Source organism: Halorussus aquaticus (assembly GCF_024218795.1).
Taxonomy (GTDB): Archaea; Halobacteriota; Halobacteria; order Halobacteriales; family Haladaptataceae; genus Halorussus; species Halorussus aquaticus.
Window position 1 is genome coordinate 380,307 of record NZ_CP100400.1, and the last position, 17,265, is coordinate 397,571.

The 17,265-nt window shown below is 67.8% G+C and carries 16 protein-coding genes; 9 read left to right on the forward strand and 7 right to left on the reverse strand.

All coding sequences use genetic code 11. From position 1 onward, the window contains the following. Positions 1–8 precede the first annotated feature (8 nt). A complete protein-coding gene (locus NGM06_RS02005; RefSeq protein WP_254268693.1) occupies positions 9–386 on the reverse strand; it encodes a 30S ribosomal protein S8e in 378 nt (125 codons plus the stop codon). A gap of 182 nt (positions 387–568) precedes the next feature. Between NGM06_RS02005 and NGM06_RS02010 the strand changes: the two genes are divergently transcribed. Then, positions 569–2,002, forward strand: coding sequence for an MFS transporter (locus NGM06_RS02010; protein ID WP_254268694.1), 1,434 nt, complete (start codon positions 569–571; stop codon positions 2,000–2,002). A gap of 57 nt (positions 2,003–2,059) precedes the next feature. After that, the gene (locus NGM06_RS02015; RefSeq protein WP_254268695.1) at positions 2,060–3,331 is read left to right on the forward strand and encodes an AI-2E family transporter; all 1,272 of its coding nucleotides are present in this window, start codon (positions 2,060–2,062) and stop codon (positions 3,329–3,331) included. 12 nt (positions 3,332–3,343) lie between these two features. Here the strand turns inward: NGM06_RS02015 and NGM06_RS02020 are convergent, their stop codons facing one another. Together NGM06_RS02020 and NGM06_RS02025 are read right to left on the reverse strand one after the other, a co-directional pair. Further along, positions 3,344–4,777: a hypothetical protein gene (locus NGM06_RS02020; RefSeq protein WP_254268696.1), complete on the reverse strand. Its 1,434-nt coding sequence runs from the start codon at positions 4,775–4,777 to the stop codon at positions 3,344–3,346. An 82-nt stretch (positions 4,778–4,859) separates the two neighbouring features. Next, positions 4,860–6,071, reverse strand: a complete 1,212-nt coding sequence (locus NGM06_RS02025) for an outer membrane protein assembly factor BamB family protein (protein ID WP_254268697.1) — start codon at positions 6,069–6,071, stop codon at positions 4,860–4,862. 119 nt (positions 6,072–6,190) lie between these two features. On the opposite strand from NGM06_RS02025, the gene NGM06_RS02030 reads away from it, so the two are divergent. Both NGM06_RS02030 and solA read left to right on the forward strand, forming a co-directional pair. Beyond that, positions 6,191–6,913, forward strand: a complete 723-nt coding sequence (locus tag NGM06_RS02030; RefSeq protein ID WP_254268698.1) for a sugar phosphate isomerase/epimerase family protein — start codon at positions 6,191–6,193, stop codon at positions 6,911–6,913. 66 nt (positions 6,914–6,979) lie between these two features. Then, positions 6,980–8,119: an N-methyl-L-tryptophan oxidase gene (gene solA / locus NGM06_RS02035; protein WP_254268699.1), complete on the forward strand. Its 1,140-nt coding sequence runs from the start codon at positions 6,980–6,982 to the stop codon at positions 8,117–8,119. 12 nt (positions 8,120–8,131) lie between these two features. Here solA and NGM06_RS02040 read toward each other — a convergent pair whose 3' ends face one another. Further along, positions 8,132–9,544 carry a hypothetical protein gene (locus tag NGM06_RS02040; protein ID WP_254268700.1) on the reverse strand — a complete coding sequence of 471 codons (1,413 nt, stop codon included), beginning with the start codon at positions 9,542–9,544 and terminating at the stop codon, positions 8,132–8,134. Between the two features lie 210 nt (positions 9,545–9,754). Here NGM06_RS02040 and dnaG point away from each other — a divergent pair, with 210 nt between their 5' ends. Beyond that, positions 9,755–11,272: a DNA primase DnaG gene (gene dnaG, locus NGM06_RS02045; RefSeq protein WP_254268701.1), complete on the forward strand. Its 1,518-nt coding sequence runs from the start codon at positions 9,755–9,757 to the stop codon at positions 11,270–11,272. A 54-nt stretch (positions 11,273–11,326) separates the two neighbouring features. On the opposite strand, the gene NGM06_RS02050 is transcribed toward dnaG, so the two are convergent. Both NGM06_RS02050 and NGM06_RS02055 read right to left on the reverse strand, forming a co-directional pair. Continuing rightward, positions 11,327–11,749: a GNAT family N-acetyltransferase gene (locus tag NGM06_RS02050; protein ID WP_254268702.1), complete on the reverse strand. Its 423-nt coding sequence runs from the start codon at positions 11,747–11,749 to the stop codon at positions 11,327–11,329. Continuing rightward, positions 11,746–13,050 carry a DUF92 domain-containing protein gene (locus NGM06_RS02055; RefSeq protein WP_254268703.1) on the reverse strand — a complete coding sequence of 435 codons (1,305 nt, stop codon included), beginning with the start codon at positions 13,048–13,050 and terminating at the stop codon, positions 11,746–11,748. The genes NGM06_RS02050 and NGM06_RS02055 overlap by 4 nt, the downstream gene beginning before the upstream one ends. Before the next feature lie 177 nt (positions 13,051–13,227). Here NGM06_RS02055 and NGM06_RS02060 point away from each other — a divergent pair, with 177 nt between their 5' ends. Next, a complete protein-coding gene (locus NGM06_RS02060; RefSeq protein ID WP_254270061.1) occupies positions 13,228–13,836 on the forward strand; it encodes an undecaprenyl diphosphate synthase family protein in 609 nt (202 codons plus the stop codon). A 50-nt stretch (positions 13,837–13,886) separates the two neighbouring features. Here NGM06_RS02060 and uppS read toward each other — a convergent pair whose 3' ends face one another. Then, positions 13,887–14,840, reverse strand: a complete 954-nt coding sequence (gene uppS / locus NGM06_RS02065; protein ID WP_254268704.1) for a polyprenyl diphosphate synthase — start codon at positions 14,838–14,840, stop codon at positions 13,887–13,889. Between the two features lie 134 nt (positions 14,841–14,974). Between uppS and NGM06_RS02070 the strand changes: the two genes are divergently transcribed. The 3 genes from NGM06_RS02070 (at position 14,975) to hemA (ending at position 17,202) form a co-directional block, all read left to right on the forward strand. Continuing rightward, positions 14,975–15,169 carry a cold-shock protein gene (locus NGM06_RS02070; protein WP_163520280.1) on the forward strand — a complete coding sequence of 65 codons (195 nt, stop codon included), beginning with the start codon at positions 14,975–14,977 and terminating at the stop codon, positions 15,167–15,169. Between the two features lie 102 nt (positions 15,170–15,271). Then, on the forward strand, positions 15,272–15,673 hold the full coding sequence (locus tag NGM06_RS02075) for a DUF5778 family protein (protein ID WP_254268705.1): 402 nt from the start codon (positions 15,272–15,274) through the stop codon (positions 15,671–15,673). A 161-nt stretch (positions 15,674–15,834) separates the two neighbouring features. Further along, positions 15,835–17,202, forward strand: coding sequence for a glutamyl-tRNA reductase (hemA, locus tag NGM06_RS02080; protein WP_254268706.1), 1,368 nt, complete (start codon positions 15,835–15,837; stop codon positions 17,200–17,202). The last annotated feature ends 63 nt before the right edge of the window (positions 17,203–17,265 follow it).

Consider the following 17,265-nt stretch of genomic DNA (forward strand, 5'->3'; position numbering starts at 1 on the left):
AGTGAGCGTTACTCGTCGTCCACGAGGACGGCGTTCACGTTGCCGGTCTGACCGGGACGGGAGGTGACGCGAGCGGTCCCTTCGCTGGTCTCGATGAGCGCGCCCTTGGTGACGATGTTCCGTCGGACGTAGTTCGGGTTGGCGTCGTTCTCCACGACGTCCGTTATCTCGGCTTCGACGGTCTCGCCGTCGATGGCGACGCTGGCGACGTTGGTCGAGAGCGCGCGGATCTTCTGGGTGTTTCCGCGGGAGTCCGTGGTGGGGAGTCGGGTCTCGCCGACGGTGGTTTCGGTGGGTTCACGGCCCAGTTCGTGCTTCTTCTTCTTTCGCGAGTGTCGGAGTCGGCCGCCGGTACGCTTGCGCGTGGAGCCTCCTTGGTCTTTCATACCCGAAAAATCCGCCACGCGCGTACTTATATCCAACCTTTTGGCCCCGACCCCGCACCGAAGGGCGCTCACCGCCAGCCGCCACTGTTGAAGAGAAAAGTTCTCCAATACTCCCGAATGTAGTCTGAATCCTCCTCTTTAAGTATTTTCGATTGTGAACTACCACAACGGAGAGTCACAGGATGGCAGACGGAGTAACCACGGAAGAGCGCGTGACCGTCTCGCAAGTGATGGACCGAATCCCCGTCGGTCGGTTCCACCGTCGCTTGCTGGCGATTTGCGGGAGCGCGTGGGCGTTCGACGGCATGGAGGTCATCATCATCAGCTTCACGCTCCCGGTCCTCATCTCCGCGTGGGGACTCTCGGGGCTGAGCGCCGGACTGCTGGGGAGCGCGAGCCTGATGGGGATGATAGCCGGTAACTGGGCGTGGGGCTGGTACGCCGACGAACACGGCCGGAAGGACGCCTTCCAGTGGACGGTCCTGACCTACTCGCTGTTCGCCGGGTTGACCGCGTTCGCAACCGGGTTCTACTCCGGGTTCGCGCTGCGGTTCCTGACCGGCGTCGGTCTCGGCGGCGCGCTCGCGGTGGACACGTCCTACCTCTCGGAACACCTGCCGACCGAGCGACGCGGGCGCTATCTCGTCTACCTCGACGCGTTCTGGCCGCTCGGCAACGTCCTCGCGGTCGTGCTGTCGTGGCTGTTCCTCTCGGCGCTCTCGACCGGCGGGACCGTCGCGGTCCCCGTCCTCGGCGCTGTCGCCGGGTGGCGACTCCTGTTCGCCAGCGCGGCGTTCCCGGCCCTGCTCGTGTTCGTCATCCGGAGCCAACTCCGGGAGACGCCCTACTACCTCGCCCAGACGGGCGACGTCGAGGGCGCGAACGACCGCATCCGGGCCATCGCCGAGGAGAACGGCGAGGAGTTCACTCCCATCACGGCCGAGTCGGTCGAGACCGGCGACTCGGCGGGTTACGCTCGCCTCTTCGAGACCGACCTCCGCAAGCGCACGGTGATGATAGCCGCGGCGTGGTTCGCGGTCAACTTCGGCTACTACGGCGTGTTCATCTGGCTGCCGGACACGGTCGGGGCCGCGGGCGTGGTCGAGAGCTTCTCGGTCGGCGGAGCGACGATAGAGGGTCTCTACGTCTACTTCCTGCTCATCGGACTGGTCCAGTTCCCCGGCTACTTCAGCGCGGCCTACCTCGTGGAGAAGATTGGCCGGAAGCCGACGCTCGGCGGCTATCTCGTCCTGTCCGGGATATTTACCTTCGTCTTCGCGGCGTCGATGCCGGGCGTGTCGCTGTTCGGTGCCGGTTTCTCGGGGTTCTGGCCGTTCTTCGGCGGCCTGCTCGCGGCGAGTTTCTTCACGCTCGGCGCGTGGGGGGCAATCTACGCCTACACGCCGGAACTGTTCCCGACCGAAGTCCGGGGCACCGGAAACGGGTTCGCGGGCGGCGTCGGCAAAATCGGCGCTGTCGTCGGCCCGATTCTGGCGGGCGCGCTGGTCGAGGTCGGCTACCTCGCGGCGCTCGCGCCCCTCGCGGTCGCGTTCGTCCTCGGCGGACTGGTCGTCCTCGCGTTCGGCCGCGAGACGATGGGCGAACCGCTGTTCTGAAGCGGGGACTCCGCCCGGCCCCCGAGCGACTTACGTCTGGGCACCTAACGTCCGGGTATGAGCTGGGTACGAGAGTTCTCGTTCGACCGCGAGCGACTCGCGTGGTGGCTGGTCGCCGTCGGGTTAGCGCTCGCGTTGGGGTACGTCGTCGCCTCGTTCCTCGGGACCTTCCTGCTCGGCCTGTTCGTCTACTACGCGACCCGGCCGATGTACCGGCGACTGCTCGACCGGATGCACCAACCGACGCTGGCCGCTATCACGGCGCTGTTCGGACTGGCGCTGCCCGGTCTCGTCCTGCTCGGATACACCGTGGTCGTCAGCGTCCGCGAACTGAGTTCGCTGGCGGGCGTCGGCTTCGAGGAACTCGAAGGCGTCCTCGGGACCCAGATGAACCTGTCGCAACTGCTGGACCCCCAGCAACTGCTCGCGCTCCTGCAGACGACCCCCCGGCAACTGCAGGCGGACCTCCAGCAGTTCGCCGCCCAGCGCGGGGCCGAGACGGTCCGCGAGATTCTCGGCTCGGTGTTCACCGTGCTCGGCGTCCTCGCCAGTACCGCGCTCGGCATCGTCATCACGCTCGTGGTCGCGTTCTACCTGCTCCGGGACGACTACCGACTCGCGTCGTGGTTCCGCACGGAGGTCGCGGGCGAAGACAGTCCGACGGTCGCGTTCGCACAGGCGGTGGACGACGACCTCGAAACCGTCTACTTCGGCAACATCCTGACCGCGTTCGTCATCGCAATTCTGGCCGCGGTCGTCTACAACCTGCTCGACGTGGTGGCCCCGGCCGTGATATCCGTGCCCTCGCCGACGCTGCTGGGGTTGCTCACCGGACTCGCCAGTCTCATCCCGGTCGTCGGGATGAAACTGGTGTACGTCCCGCTCGGAATCGTGTTGGCCGCGGTGGCCGCGCTCAGCGACCCGGCCCTCCTGTGGTTCCCGGTGGTGTTCCTCCTCGCGGCGTTCGTCGTCGTGGACACGATTCCGGAACTCCTCCTGCGTCCGTACGTCTCCGGCAGGGACCTCCACACCGGTCTCGTCATGCTGGCCTACGTCCTCGGTCCGGTGCTGTTCGGCTGGTACGGTCTCTTCCTCGGTCCGCTACTCCTCGTGCTGCTCGTCCACTTCGTGCAGGTCATCGTGCCGGAACTCGTCGAGAGCGACGAGTTCGCGGTCCGGGACGACCGGTCCGGCGCGGCCGACGAGGCGTCGGCGCGACTGCGCGTCCGCCCTCCCGTGGCGGCGTTCGCCCGCCGCGAGCGCACCCCCGACGGCGGGTCGAGTCCGCGCCGCGCCGCCGGCGGTTCGGACGACGGGGCGAACGAGTAGTCCGGACCCGGGCTACTCGCGTTTCTCGAAGACGGGCGTCCCGGGGTTCCCGGTGTCTTCGTACCCCCGCCGCCGGAGGGCGAACAGGACCTCGCTGAGCGCGCACTTCCCGTCCAGAATCGGGTCGCCGCTCTCCGTGAACGCGGCGGTCGCCCGGTTCAGGTCGTCGAGCGCGACTCGGCCGCCGTCGTCCGCCGCCTCGGCCAGCGCGTCCCCGACGATTTCGTCGTTGCGGTCCGGTTCGTAGGCTTCCACCTTTCTGGCGACGCGCTCGGCCGCGTCGCCGTGGGTGCGCCGCCCCGACCGCTCCGGGTCCCGAATCTCCGCGACGTACTCCAGCATCCGCCTGCTCTCGGCGACCGCCTCGTCCCAGTTCTCGACCGCCCGGACCGCGATGGCGGGCAGTTCCTCGATGGTCCCGGCCAACTCGTAGTCCCGCGGGATGGCGTCGTAAATCCACGGCTGGTTTCGCGCTATCAGGACCTGTCCGCTCCCGGCCTGCTCGAACCACGTCCGAGCGAGCGTCTCGTACTCGGTCGCCGAGACGCAGAGGTCGCCGCGCCGGAGCGCGGCCTCGAACTCTTCGCGGGACGCCTTCGGGTAGGCCTCGACCCACGGCAGGTCGGCGTACTCGTCGGGAATCGCGCTCATGCTCGTCATCAGCGTACGAATGCCGAACCTGTCGTGGAGCGTCTCGGCTATCTCCATCACCGTCCCGACCTGCTTCTTGTCCCAGATGGACCCCGCGACGTGGAGGTACTCGGGGTCGTCAGCGTACTCGGCGTCGAACTGCGAGAAGTCGATGGGGCTGCCGGTCAGGACCGCGTCGTCCAGCGCCCGGTCGACCACCGACTCCTGCATGAACTCGTGGCCGAACTCACGCATGCCCTCCACGTCGATGGCGGCCTTGAACCACATCCCGTCGCTCAGGACCGCGTCGGCGATTTCGGTCTCGCGCTGGAACTCGTTTCGCCATCCGGTGTTCGCGTACTTGAACGGGAGTTGCAGGTCGTGGACGTTCGCGACGATATCGACCGGGGACGGGTGGCCGACCCGGTGGCCGTCGAGCGCGAGCAGCCACTTGTAGAGGTCCGCCCGTCCCCTGCGAAGTTGGTCCACGACCACGTCCACGTAGCCCAGTTGGTCGTAGGTCGCCGCCGCGAGCGCCTCCAGTTGGCCCTCGCTGTAGCCCGACTCCGTGAAGGCGTTCCGGTGTCGGCGTCCGTGCATGAACGGTTCGGCCTCGACGAGCGTCACGCGCTCGCGGTCGGCCAGTACGTACTCTCGGTCGTAGTCGGCCACCTCGGGCGGCGCGAGCAACCAGTAGACGTGGAGAGTCGGGTCGATGTCGAGCCATTGCTCGACCCAGACCACCGCGTCGTTGAGGGTGCCGTTGGCCGTCGCGTCGTCGGGCCGGTAGAGTTCGGGAACGATGAGTATGCGCATCCGAGTGACACGCAAAACGGGAGATTCCGCCTTGAATCTACGTCCGGGGTCGGTTCGACACGCTCCGCGCTCTGACCCGCTTCTATCGAAACGCGTACACCGTCCCCGCTCGACTCCCGGCGAACACGCTGTCGCCCGCGGGAGCCAGCGCGTCGGCGTCCGCGTCGGTCTCGACGGTCCACCGCTCCGTTCCCGAGTCGGCGTCGAGCGCGGTCACGCCGGGCGTTCCGCGGTTGCCGCCACCGACCAGCAGGGAGTCGCCCGCTCCGAACGCGCCCGACGGCCACCGCGAGAGCCGGGTAGACCACCGGACCGACCCGGTTCGGGCGTCGAGCGCGCGGACGACGCCGACTTCCCGAACGTCGTCGTAGGTGAATCCCGGCGCGAAGACGGTGTCGCCGCTGGCGGCGGGCGCGAGCGCGTTCATCTCGACCTTCTGTTGCCACCGCTCCTCGCCGGTGTCGGGGTCGAAGGCGTACAACCGGCCAGAATTAATTTCGTGTGGACCGTCCGAACCGTCGGGGACCACGACGACGTCGCCGACTCGAACCGGAGCGAGACCGAACGAGGGGCCGCGACTCCGCCACGCGACGCGGGGTCGGTCGCGGGTGAGTTCCCCGAGCAGCGACCGGGATTCGAGCGCGACCGGCGGACCGGGTTGGCCGACGTACGCCCGGCCGTCCGCCAGCGCGACGGCGTGGTTCCCGAGTCCGTTCGGGAACCGCCAGCGAACGTCTCCGTCGTCGGCAGACAGCGCGAGGACCGCACCGTGCGTGCCGACGAAGAGCCACCCGTCCGCCGGGAGGAGGTGATAGCACCGTTCGAGTCCCCTGTCGAGGGACCACTCGACGCTCCCGTCGGTCGCGTCGAGCGCTCTGACGCTACTGCTGTCGTCGTAGTCGTTCGCGGCGAAGACCGTACCGTCGCGGACCGCGACGGTCATCGCGTCTCGGCCGTGTCGCCAGCGCTCGCTCCCCGTCGCGGCGTCGAGGGCGACCACTTCCTCGTCGCTGCCGACGAATACCGTCTCGTCGGCGACCGCCAGCGACCGGACTTCGGTGCCGACGGTCGCGGTCCACGCGGTGGTCGGCGATTCGGTCGGCGGTGTCGCGTCCGAGGCGTAGGCCGCGTTCTTCGGACCGAACCGACGGGTCGGCCACGTCCCGGGGTCCGGGTCCCACGGGTCCGGCAACCGCCGCCCCGGCAGTGCGCTCCCGGCGGCGGTCCCTGTGAGTCCGCCGCCGACGCCCAGACCGACCCCCTTCAGGTAGTCGCGCCGACCGAGTCCGTCCATCACTCGCAGTGTGGCGTCGGGTGCTGATAAGTGCTCTGTCAGAATCTTCCACGGCGTTGGAGGCCGGTCGCGCTCCGGGCTACAACAACCGATTTACCACGTCGAAGCGTACCCCCGCCATGCGACCTGCCATACAACTCTACACGCTTCGAGAGTTGGACGAACCGCTCCCCGACCTCCTCCGGCGCGTCGGCGACACCGCGTTCGAGGGCGTCGAGTTCGCGGGACTCGGCGACTCGGACCCCGACGAGATTCGGACCGCTCTGGACGACGCCGGACTCGACGCCGCCGCGGCCCACGTCGGCGTCGAGGCCCTCGAATCCGACCTCGGCGGCGTGGTCGAGAGTTACGAGTCGCTGGACTGCGACCGCGTCGTCGTGCCGTATCTGGACGAGACCCAGTTCGCCAGCGAGGCGGCCGTCACCGACACCGCCCGCAGACTCGAAACGCTCGCGGGCCGACTGGACGAGCGCGGCGTCGCGCTGGGCTACCACAACCACGACCACGAGTTCGCGGCCCTCGACGGCCGGTCGGCCTTCGACCTGCTCGCCGACGAGACTGACTTCGACCTCGAACTCGACGTGGGGTGGGCGACCGCCGCGGGCCGCGACCCCATCGACCTGCTCGGGCACCTCCGCGGGCGGGTCCCGCTGGTCCACCTCAAGGACGTGGCCGACGACCGCCCGGTCGAGTTGGGCGAAGGTGACGTGGACGTGGAGGCCTGCGTCCGCGCCGCGCGCGAGGCCGGGACCGAGTGGCTGGTCTACGAACACGACGACCCCGACGACCCCGAGGCGTCGCTGGCGCACGGCGCGGAGACGCTCTCGGACCTGCTACGGTGAACTCGCCAGCGAGGGTCGTTTCGAACCTTCAGCAGTTACTTTGCCGTTCGCTCCGAACCGTGGCCCATGAGTCGCTACGACGCCATCGTCCTCGGAGTCGGTGGAATGGGAAGCGCGGCGACCTACCACCTCGCGCGCCGCGGTCTCGACGTGTTGGGGCTGGAGCGGTACGACGTCCCTCACGACATGGGGTCGTCGCACGGCGTCACCCGAATCATTCGGAAACCCCAGTACGAACACCCGGCGTACGTTCCGCTCGTCCGGCGGGCTTACGACCAGTGGCGTGACTTGGAGGAACGCACGGGCCGCGACCTCCTGTACGTCACCGGTGGCATCGACGCCGGACCGCCCGACAGCAGGGTGTTCAGCGGTTCCCTGCGGTCCTGCGAAGAGCACGACATCGACCACGAGGTGCTGTCGGCGAGCGAGGTCAACGAGCGGTTCCCCGGTTACGACCTGCCCGACGACCACCGCGCAGTGTACCAACCCGACGGCGGTTTCGTAGTTCCGGAACAGTGCATCACCGCCCACGTCGAGGCCGCCCAAGACGAAGGCGCGGAAATCCGAGCGCGAGAGGCCGTCGCGGGCTTCAGCCCGCTGTCCGACGGCGGCGTCCGCGTGACCACTCCGAAGGACACGTACGAGGCCGACCGCCTCGTCGTGACGGCGGGCGCGTGGGCGCGGAAGTTCCTGCCCGAACTCGCCGACGTCACGGTCCCGGAGCGACAGGTGCTGGCGTGGCTCCGACCGACCGCGCCCGCGAAGTTCGACGCAGAGAACTTCCCCGTGTTCGTCCACGCGACCGAGGACGGCCACTACTACGGGTTCCCGAGACACGACGTCCCGGGATTCAAGTTCGGGAAGTTCAACCACTTCGGGGAGACCGTCGACCCCGACGAGATGGACCGCGAACCGCGGCCGGAGGACGAGCAACTGCTCAGAGCGTACGCCGAACGCTGCTTCCCCGACGGAGCGGGACCGACGATGCGACTCGCGACCTGCATGTTCACGAACACGCCGGACGAGCACTTCATCCTCGACACGCTCCCGGACCGCCCGCAGATTACGGTGGGCGCGGGGTTCTCCGGCCACGGGTTCAAGTTCGCCAGCGCGATCGGCGACGTCCTCGCGGACTTGGCGGTCGACGGGGAGACCGACCGCGACATCGGCCGGTTTCGACTCGACCGGTTCGACGGCATCGCGTGACTCGGGGACCCGTCACCGGCCCGACCGGACGAACACTGGCGTCCCCGGGTTGCCAGCGTCCTCGTAGCCGAGCGACCGCAGAGCGTACACGAGGTCGGTGACGGTCGGGGCGGCGTCCGACCCCGTGCGCGCTCGGACGCGTCCGCCGAGTTCGTCCAGCGGAATCTCGCCGTCGAACGCGGAGATGCTCGATTCGACCGCGTCCCGGATATCGCCGTCGTCGAACGCCGAAATCCGCCGCTCCACGCGCTCGATTAGGTCGCGGTAGGTCCGCTGGCCGCATCGCTCCGGGCCGCGTACCTCCCGGACGCGCTCGACCATCCGTCGGTTCTCGGCGACCGCCTCGTCCCAGTTCTCGACCGCTCGGACCGCGAGGGCTTCGAGGCTGTGCAGGCTACCCGCGAGGCGGTAGTCCTCGGGCACGCAGTCGTAGGCCCACGGTTCGTCGCGAACGACCAGCACCTGTCCGCTGGCGGCCTGCTCGAAGGGCGTCCGTGGCATCGTCTCGTGGTCCGAGGCGCAGACGGCGAGGTCGCCGCGCCGGAGCGCGGTCTCGTATCGTTCGCGGGAACACTCCGGGGAGGCGTCCACGAACTCGCGGTCGGCCATCCCCTCGGGAATCGGGTCCATGTTCGTCATCAGCGTGCGGATCCCGAACTCCTCGTGGAGGGTCTCGGCGGCGTCGAGCACCACGTCCAGATTCTTCTTGCCCCACCCGGACCCCGCGACGTGGAGTCGCTCGGGGGTGTCGGCGTACGACTCCTCGAAGTCGTCGAAGTCGAGCGGACTCCCGGTCTCCAGCGCGTCGTCCAGCACGTCGTCCAAGAACTCATCGTCGAGGACGGCGGTCCCGTACTCTCGCATGCGCTCGGCGTCCACCCCGGCCTTGAACCAGAGTCCGTCGGCGTAGGTCGCGGCCGACAACTCGACTTTCGTCGGGGCGTCGTCGGGCATCTCCAGGCCGTGGCGCTTGAACGGGAGGCGCAGGTCGTGGACGTAGCCGACGATTTCCGTCGGGCGCACCTCGGCCGCCGGACCGCCGCCGAGTCGGTGGAGCCACTTCGAGAGGTCGTACCGGCCCGTCACCTGCTGGTCGATAGCCGCGTCCACGTAGCCCGAAGCGTCGAAAATCGCCTCCTCGATCGCCCGGAACTGGGCCTCGGTGTACCCCGTCTCGGAGAAGGCGTCCTCGTGTTCGTGGCCGTGCATGAACGGTTCGGCCTCGACGAGGGTCACGCGCTCGCGGTCGGCCAGTACGTACTCTCGGTCGTAGTTCGCGGTCTCCGGGGGTGCGAGTAGCCAGTAGACGTGGAGAGTCGGGTCGATGTCGAGCCACTGCTCGACCAACGCTACGGCGTCGTTGAGCGTGCCGTTGGCGGTGGCGTCGTCGGGCCGGTAGAGTTCGGGGACGAAGAGGACGCGCATTCGTTCCGCACCGACCGACGACGGAAGCTGTCTTTACCGTGACGGCCGGACCGACTGCGACGCCCGTATCAACTTTCGGTAACGACATCTCCGTAAACAGTTCTGCTGACGACAGGTATTTCAGTAACGACGTGTGATTTAAAACATCCATGGCCGCGCCGCTCATGGACACATCACCATCCAGCCCCTCACCGGGGCAGTTCACCACTCATGGACGACACAGCAAAATACGTCATTCACGCCGACATCACCGCCGACGGGGTGGTAGAACGGAGTGACGTCGTCGGGGCCGTCTTCGGGCAGACCGAGGGGCTACTCGGCGACGACTTGGACCTCCGAGACCTCCAGCAATCGTCGAAACTCGGCCGCATCGACGTCGATATCGACAGCGAGAACGGACAGTCGTTCGGCACGATAACCATCGCGTCGAGCCTCGACAAGGTAGAGACCTCAATCCTCGCCGCGGCGTTGGAGACCATCAGTCGCGTCGGTCCCTGTCGGGCCACCGTCTCCGTCGCCAGCATCGAGGACGTGCGCGCCGCCAAGCGCCGCAAGGTGGTCGAACGCGCCAAGCAACTCCTCTCGGACTCGTTCGACGAGGACGTGATGACCAGTCGGGAGATTCTGGAGGAGGTTCGCCAGAGCGTCCGCGTCGAGGACATCGCGGAGTACGAGGGCCTGCCGGCAGGTCCGCGGGTCGCCGACAGCGACGCCATCATCGTCGTCGAGGGTCGGGCGGACGTGCTGAACCTCCTGAAGTACGGCGTCAAGAACGCCGTCGCGGTCGAGGGTACTAACGTCCCCGACGCGGTGGCCGAACTCACCCAGAACCGCACCGTCACCGTCTTCCTCGACGGCGACCGGGGCGGCGACCTCATCCGGAAGGAACTCGCACAGGTCGGCGACATCGACTACGTCGCGTTCGCGCCGTCGAACAAGTCGGTCGAGGACCTCGCGCGCCACGAGGTCATGTCGGCGCTCAGGAGCAAGCGCCCCTTCGAGGAGTCGATGGACGACGAGTCGTCGGCCGACCCCGACGCGACGGACCCCGGGGCGACAGACCTCGGTTCGACCGACCGCGACCCGACACTGCCCGAGTCGAACGCGAGCGAGGCCGGTCCCGCCGCGACCGACGGGAGCGCACGTCCCGCACCCGAGAGCGACGAGACCGCCGGACCTGACGGTCCCGCGACGCCCGCCCGGGAGACCGCAGGGCCGGGCGCAGGTGCCGGGACCGAGGATGTCACGAGTTCCGACGCCGCGACCGAACCGACCGAGACAGACGCACCAGAGGCTCTCGAGGTGACGGACGACGCCGACGAACCGGCCGACGAACCGACCGGCGACGCCGCGGTCCGGACCGATTCGGCGTCGGAACCCGGCGACTCCGACGCGGCGGAGGGAGACGCCGTCGAGTCGGAGGGTTCGGAGTCGAGACCGGTTACCCTTCGCGGTCACGTCGAAGCAGTCGTGGACGCCGAGACGGGGACCGCCCGCCTGCTGGACGAGTCGTTCGAGACCGTCGCCGAAGTGGCGGCCGAGAACGCCTTCGACGCCGTGGAGAGCGCCACCGAAGCGCCCTACGCGGTGGTCGTGGACGGGACGCTCGAACAGCGCGTCCTCGACGTGTCGGCCCAACGCGGCGTCCGACAGGTCGTCGCCCGCGACCTCGGCGAGTTCGTCAAGCAACCCGCGGACGTGCGGGTCCGGACCGCCGACCAGTTCTGAAGGCTCCGCAGACGCGGCTTTCGGAACTCGCTGTTTTATCGCGACGACCTCGACTCAGAGGTCCCGGCTCATCGTTATCGCCTCGCTCCCGTCGTCGTAGTAGTCGGCCTCCCGGCCGACTTCCTCGAAGCCCATCGACGTGTACAGTGCCTTCGCGGCGTCGTTCTCAGGGTGGACCGTGAGTCGGACGCGAGCGCACCCGGCGTCTCGCAGACGCTCGAAGGCGGTCGCGAGGAGACGGCGCGCCCGGCCCTCTCGCCGATGCGACGGTTCGACCGCGATTTCGGCGACGTAGCCCGCCTCCTCGTCGTGGAAAGCGACGAGGTAGCCGACCGGGTCGTCGTCCGGCGCGGCGGAGACGAGTGTGAGCGGCGGGCCGTCGACGGCGTACGCCAGCAGCGCCGGGTTCGGTTCGGCGAGGTGAGTCTGGACCTCGCGCAGGCGCTCGCGGTCGTCGGGCAGGGCGGGGCGAATCACGACAGAAAGACCACCGCGAGACCCGCGCCGACGAGCGCCCCGGTGAGGGTGGCGAGGAAGTTGACGCTCTGGTTGCCGAGGCGGTCGCCCTCCATCGTCGCGCCGAGCAGACTGTCTATCGTCATCCCGCCCGCACCGGCGACCGTGATGACGGCCGCGCCGGTGGTGCCGACGCTCTCGAACAGCAGGGCCGCGATGCCCGCGACGACCGCCGCGCCCGCGATGCCCGCGAGTTCGCCCTGCCACGTCACCCCGCCGTCGGTGCCCGGTTCGACGCGTTCGAGCGTGGTGATGAGTCGCGGGTCGTCGAAGACGCCGCCGATCTCTGAGGAGAGCGTGTCGCTCATCGCGGTGGCGATGGACCCGGCGAACGCGAACAGGAAGACGTCGCCGGAGACGGCGAACTTGTCGTGGGCGGCGTAGGCGAGGACGGCCACGAGCGCCACCGCCGCGTTCCCGAGGACGTTGCCGCTCCCGCGCGCGCCCTCGTTGTCCTCGGCGACGCCGCGGGCGGCCTTCTCCTCGTACCGGAACTTGGTCGAGAGGCTCCCGATGCCGAAGAAGGCGATGAGGACCGCGAACCAGCCGTAGCCGCCGAGGACGATGGTCAGCATCGCCAGCAGCGCGCCGGTCATCATCCCCGGAATCGACGCGGCGTCGAGCGCCCACGAGACGTAGCCGAACAGCGCGGTCACGGCTATCGCGACCGCGATGCCGTCCACCGTCACGACGACGGTGAGGTCCGCGAACAGCCACAGCAGGAAGGCGACCGACAGCATCACGAGGGGGTCGTCACGGGCGAACAGGACCGAGCGGAGCAGTCCGGCGAGGAGCGCGCCGCTGGCAGCCAGAAAGACGACTTCGGGGAGCGCGACCGGCACGCTCTCGACCCGGAGCGCGAGGACTTGCCCGAGTACGGCGGCCGTGAGTCCTCCGGTGACGAACGCACCGGTCCTGAGGATGGGTTCGGCGTCGAAGCGCCACGCAATCTGTTGGGCGAGATTGCCGTAGCCGACGACGACGACGCTGGCGACGAGGACGTGGCTCGGCAGTCCCGCGAACGAGGTCAGGAGCGCGATTGCGGCCGCCGCGAAACCGAAGGCGGCCAGTCCGTGGAGGCGACCCTCCTGCCGGTCGGCCGGCCGGGCGAACAACTCGAACACCGGTCCGTCGGTGACCGAGAGCGCGCCCACGGCGACCGCACCGAACGCGATAGCCGACGCCCACTCCAGTACCGGAGCCGCGAGCGCCAGCGTCGAGACGGCGGCGTACGCCGCCGCACGCCGAACTCTGGAAGTCACGTTAGTCGTCCGTTCCGCCGACGCCCACTTAATCCTCCCGAAGCGAGGGACCGCGTCCGGCGTCGAACTGTCTGACGAGCGTCCGGCGGCTGGCGAACGCGGAACTCGCCGGAACGCGGCGCGCAGGTCGGACCTCCGTCCGTGACGTTTAGGACGATGGACGGCGAATCGCCGCCAGTGGGACTGTACGACAGGTATCTCGCCGCCCGCCTCCGGAGACACGAGGCCGACTCGCCCAGTCACGTCGCCGTCAACATCACCGAGCGCGACCTGCTCGAACAGGGCGCGTACACGACGCTCGAAGCCTTCTTCGAGTGGGCGTTCGAGTACGGGGCCGAACGCATCACCGTCTACGTCAGCGTCCTCGACCCCGAGGCGGCCCCGACGCTCCGGCGCGAGTTGGAACAGGTGTCGGCCCCGCGCCAGTTGGCGGTCCGGGGTCCCGACGACACCCAGCGCGCCGACGCGCCGATTCAGGTCTCCATCGGCTTGGGCGGCAAACACGAGTTCGCAGGCGCAGTGCGGAAGATAGCCGAGACCGTCCGCGACGGCGAGTTGACCGCCGAGCAGGTGGACGAGTCCGACGTGGAGGAGCATCTGGTGTTCCCCGAGAACCCGGACCTCGTGCTGAAGACCGGCGCGGAGCGACTCTCGGACTTCATGATATGGCAGTCGGTGTACTCGGAACTCTACTTCACCGACGTGAACTGGCGGGACTTCCGGAAGCGAGAGTACCTCCGGGCGCTACTCGACTACAAGAATCGCCAGCGGCGGTTTGGCCGATAGGCCAAACACCGTCACGAGCAGAGCGACGTGACGGAAGTTCGGCCGGTAGGTCACTCCACTGCCTTCCCGTCGCCCTCCACGTCCAACTCCTCGATACCTAACTCCTCGGCCCCCAGTTCTTCGACGTTCGACTCCTCGGGGAGCGTCCCGCGGAATCGGTCGATTATCCGGCGGGCCTCCTCCAGTTCCACCCCGCCGAGGGCCTTCACCAGCGCCAGCGCGCGCTTGGCCTTCGCGCGACGCCACGACTCCTCGCGGGACTCGTAGGTCCGAATGCCCCGGAGGAAGTCCACCTTCGAGAACTCGGGCCAGTAGGGCGTACAGAAGAACACCGCCGCCTCGTTGCCGTTGGCGTGCCACGGCAGGAAGTTAGAGGTGCGCTCGTCGCCGCCGGTCCGAATGATGAGGTCCACGTCGCGGACCGGACTGTCGTACAGCCGATTCTCGATCTCCGAAACGTCGATGTCCGCGGGGGCCAGTTCGTCGTCTTCGACCGCGCTCGCCACGTCGCGGGCAGCGTTGAGGAGTTCGTTCCGACCGCCGTAGGCCAGTGCGACGTTGAGCGTGAACGAGTCGTAGTTCGCGGTCCGGTCCTCGGCGTAGTCGATGGCGTCCCGGACGCGCTCGGGGAGCGCCTCTCGGTCGCCGATGGCCCGGATGCAGACCTCGCCGTCGTGGACGCGGTCGTCGTCCCCGAAGTCGTACAACTTCTCCTCCAACAGGTCGAACAGCGCCTCGTTCTCGTGGTCGGGGCGGTCGAAGTTCTCGGTCGAGAACGAGTACAGCGTCAACTCCTCGACGCCCATGTCCTGACACCAGTTCAGAACTTGCTCCGTCGTCTGGGCACCGGCGCGGTGGCCGTCGGGCGCGTCTTCGCCCTGCTCGCTGGCGTAGCGTCTGTTGCCGTCTTGAATGACCGCGACGTGCGTCGGCGCGCCGGATATCTCGCGTCTGAGAAGACGTTCGTATGCGGCCTGAACTCGCCGCTGTACCCACTGGAACATCCGTTGTTGGGACGGACACGACCGAGAGCAATTAGCTTTTTGACCCCGAATCCTCCGGGACGCGACCTGTCGGCCCAATAGCTTCAGCTAGTTGCATACCTTTTTAAGCATGGGGCGACTTGAACCAGAACGCAATGGCGAAAGGTACGGTCGATTTCTTCAACGACACTGGCGGTTACGGTTTCATCGACACTGAGGATGCCGACGAAGACGTCTTCTTCCACATGGAAGACATCGGCGGTCCGGACCTCGAAGAGGGGCAGGAAGTCGAGTTCGAAATAGAACAGGCGGACAAGGGTCCGCGAGCGAAGAACCTCAAACGCCTGTAAAACGTAACGCGCGAAATTGAGCTTTTATTGACGCAGACCGGGTAGCGACAGCGCTATCGGCGAACCGTAGCGCGTTTAACCGACGGTCGGTTTCCTCCAAACATGGACGACGCAGTCGACGAGGACCTCTACCGTCGGACCGAGCAGTTACTCGAACCGGGCGACATCGAACTCAACGGGGCAATCGTTCGGACCGACCTCGGCAGCGACGAGGAGACCGAGATGCATCAGGCGACCGTCGATATCGGCGAGATAATCGCCGAACACGCGGGCCACGACCCGAAAGAGACGTTCGTTTACTCGGGGACCGACGACACCGACTTCGCCTCGAACCAGCATCAGGGACTGACGCTAGACGACGAGTCGTTCGTCTGGGAGTGCCAGCAACTCCTCCGCGACGGCACCTTCGACGTGGTGTTCTACTACGAGGCCAGCGCCGACCACGAGTCCATCCTCGAAGACGTACGCGACCTCGGGTTCGACGTCGTCGGTGTCGAGGGGTGAACCGACGCTTGCAGATTCCAGCAGAACGTGTCTCGTTTGGAAGGGTTTACGTACCGTCCGAACTTAGCTGCCGACAACGACGGTGCGATGGGTGCATTACAGGGTGAAATCATGAATATCGAACTCTCTCTCTCTGACACACGATTCGGGGGTCGATTCCCGTGAGTGCGGCGACGGGCGTCGTCTCGGGGATTCGTATCAGCCACGACCGCGCGAGTCTGGACGCGGTCGAAGCGGCCTGCCACCCCGACGAAGAGGCGATCCTCCAGCGACTACTGGACGTGCCGGGCGTCCACGAGGCGTTCGTACTCCAGACGTGCAACCGCTTCGAGGCCTACGTCGTCACCGACGGCGACGCTGCCGGGCAGGCGGTACTGGACGACTTCGCGCCCGACGTGGGCGGCCACTCGGTCGTGGAGATGGGCCACGAGCAGAGTCTCCGCCATCTGCTGCGGGTGGCGGCCGGACTCGAATCGCTCGTCCTCGGCGAGGACCAGATTCTCGGTCAGATTCGGGACGCGTACACGCTGGCCCACGAGAGCGGCGCGCTCGGCCCGATGCTCGACGTGGCCGTGACCAAGGCCATCCACGTCGGCGAACGGGCCCGGACCGAGACCGACATCAACGACGGCGCGGTGTCGGTCGGGAGCGCGGCGGTGAAACTGCTCGACGCCGAGACCGACCTCGACGACGCCACCGCGCTCGTCGTCGGCGCGGGCGAGATGGGGACCATCGCGGCCCACGCGCTCGCCGACACCGACGTCGAGACGCTGTACGTCGCCAATCGGTCCTTCGACGGTGCTGTCGAGGTGACGGACGTAGTAGACCACGCCGACGCCCGCGCAGTCACGCTCGACGAACTCGGTGAGACGCTCGACGCCGCGGACGTCGTGGTCTCGGCGACGGGAAGCGAGGGCCACGTCATCGACGCCGACGACTTCCACGACGCGGGCGAAGTGCGGGTCGTAGACATCGCCCAACCGCGGGACGTTTCGCCCGCGGCCAACGCCGTGAACGGCGTGACCGTCCACGGGATGGCGGCACTGGAGTCGGTCACCGACGAGACCGAGCGCCGACGCCGTGCCGCCGCCGAATCCGTGGAGGCGATGATAGACCGGGAGTTCGACCACCTGCTGGAGAGTTACAAGCGCAAGCGCGCCGACGAGGTCATCTCGGCGATGTACGAGAGCGCCGAACGGGTAAAGGAGCGCCAGCTCTCGGAGGCGTTCTCGAAACTCGACGCCCACGGCGACCTCAACGACGACCAGCGCGAGGTCGTCACGTCGCTGGCCGACGCGCTGGTCTCGCAACTGCTCGCGCCGCCGACCAGCAGTCTCCGGGACGCCGCGGCCGAGGACGACTGGGGGACCATCAACACGGCGCTCCAACTGTTCGACCCGGACTTCGGCGAGGACGGGCGTCCGCCGGAGTTCGTGCGCGAGCAGTTCGGCGACGGCGACATTCCCGACGAGGTGGCCGAGCAGATGCCCGACGACGTTCGGACGATGATAGCTGGCGACGACGACTGAGGGGCGGTTCGGCGGTTCCGTGACCGCGCCGAGCGTACCGCGTCACCGAACTTTATCTGCGAT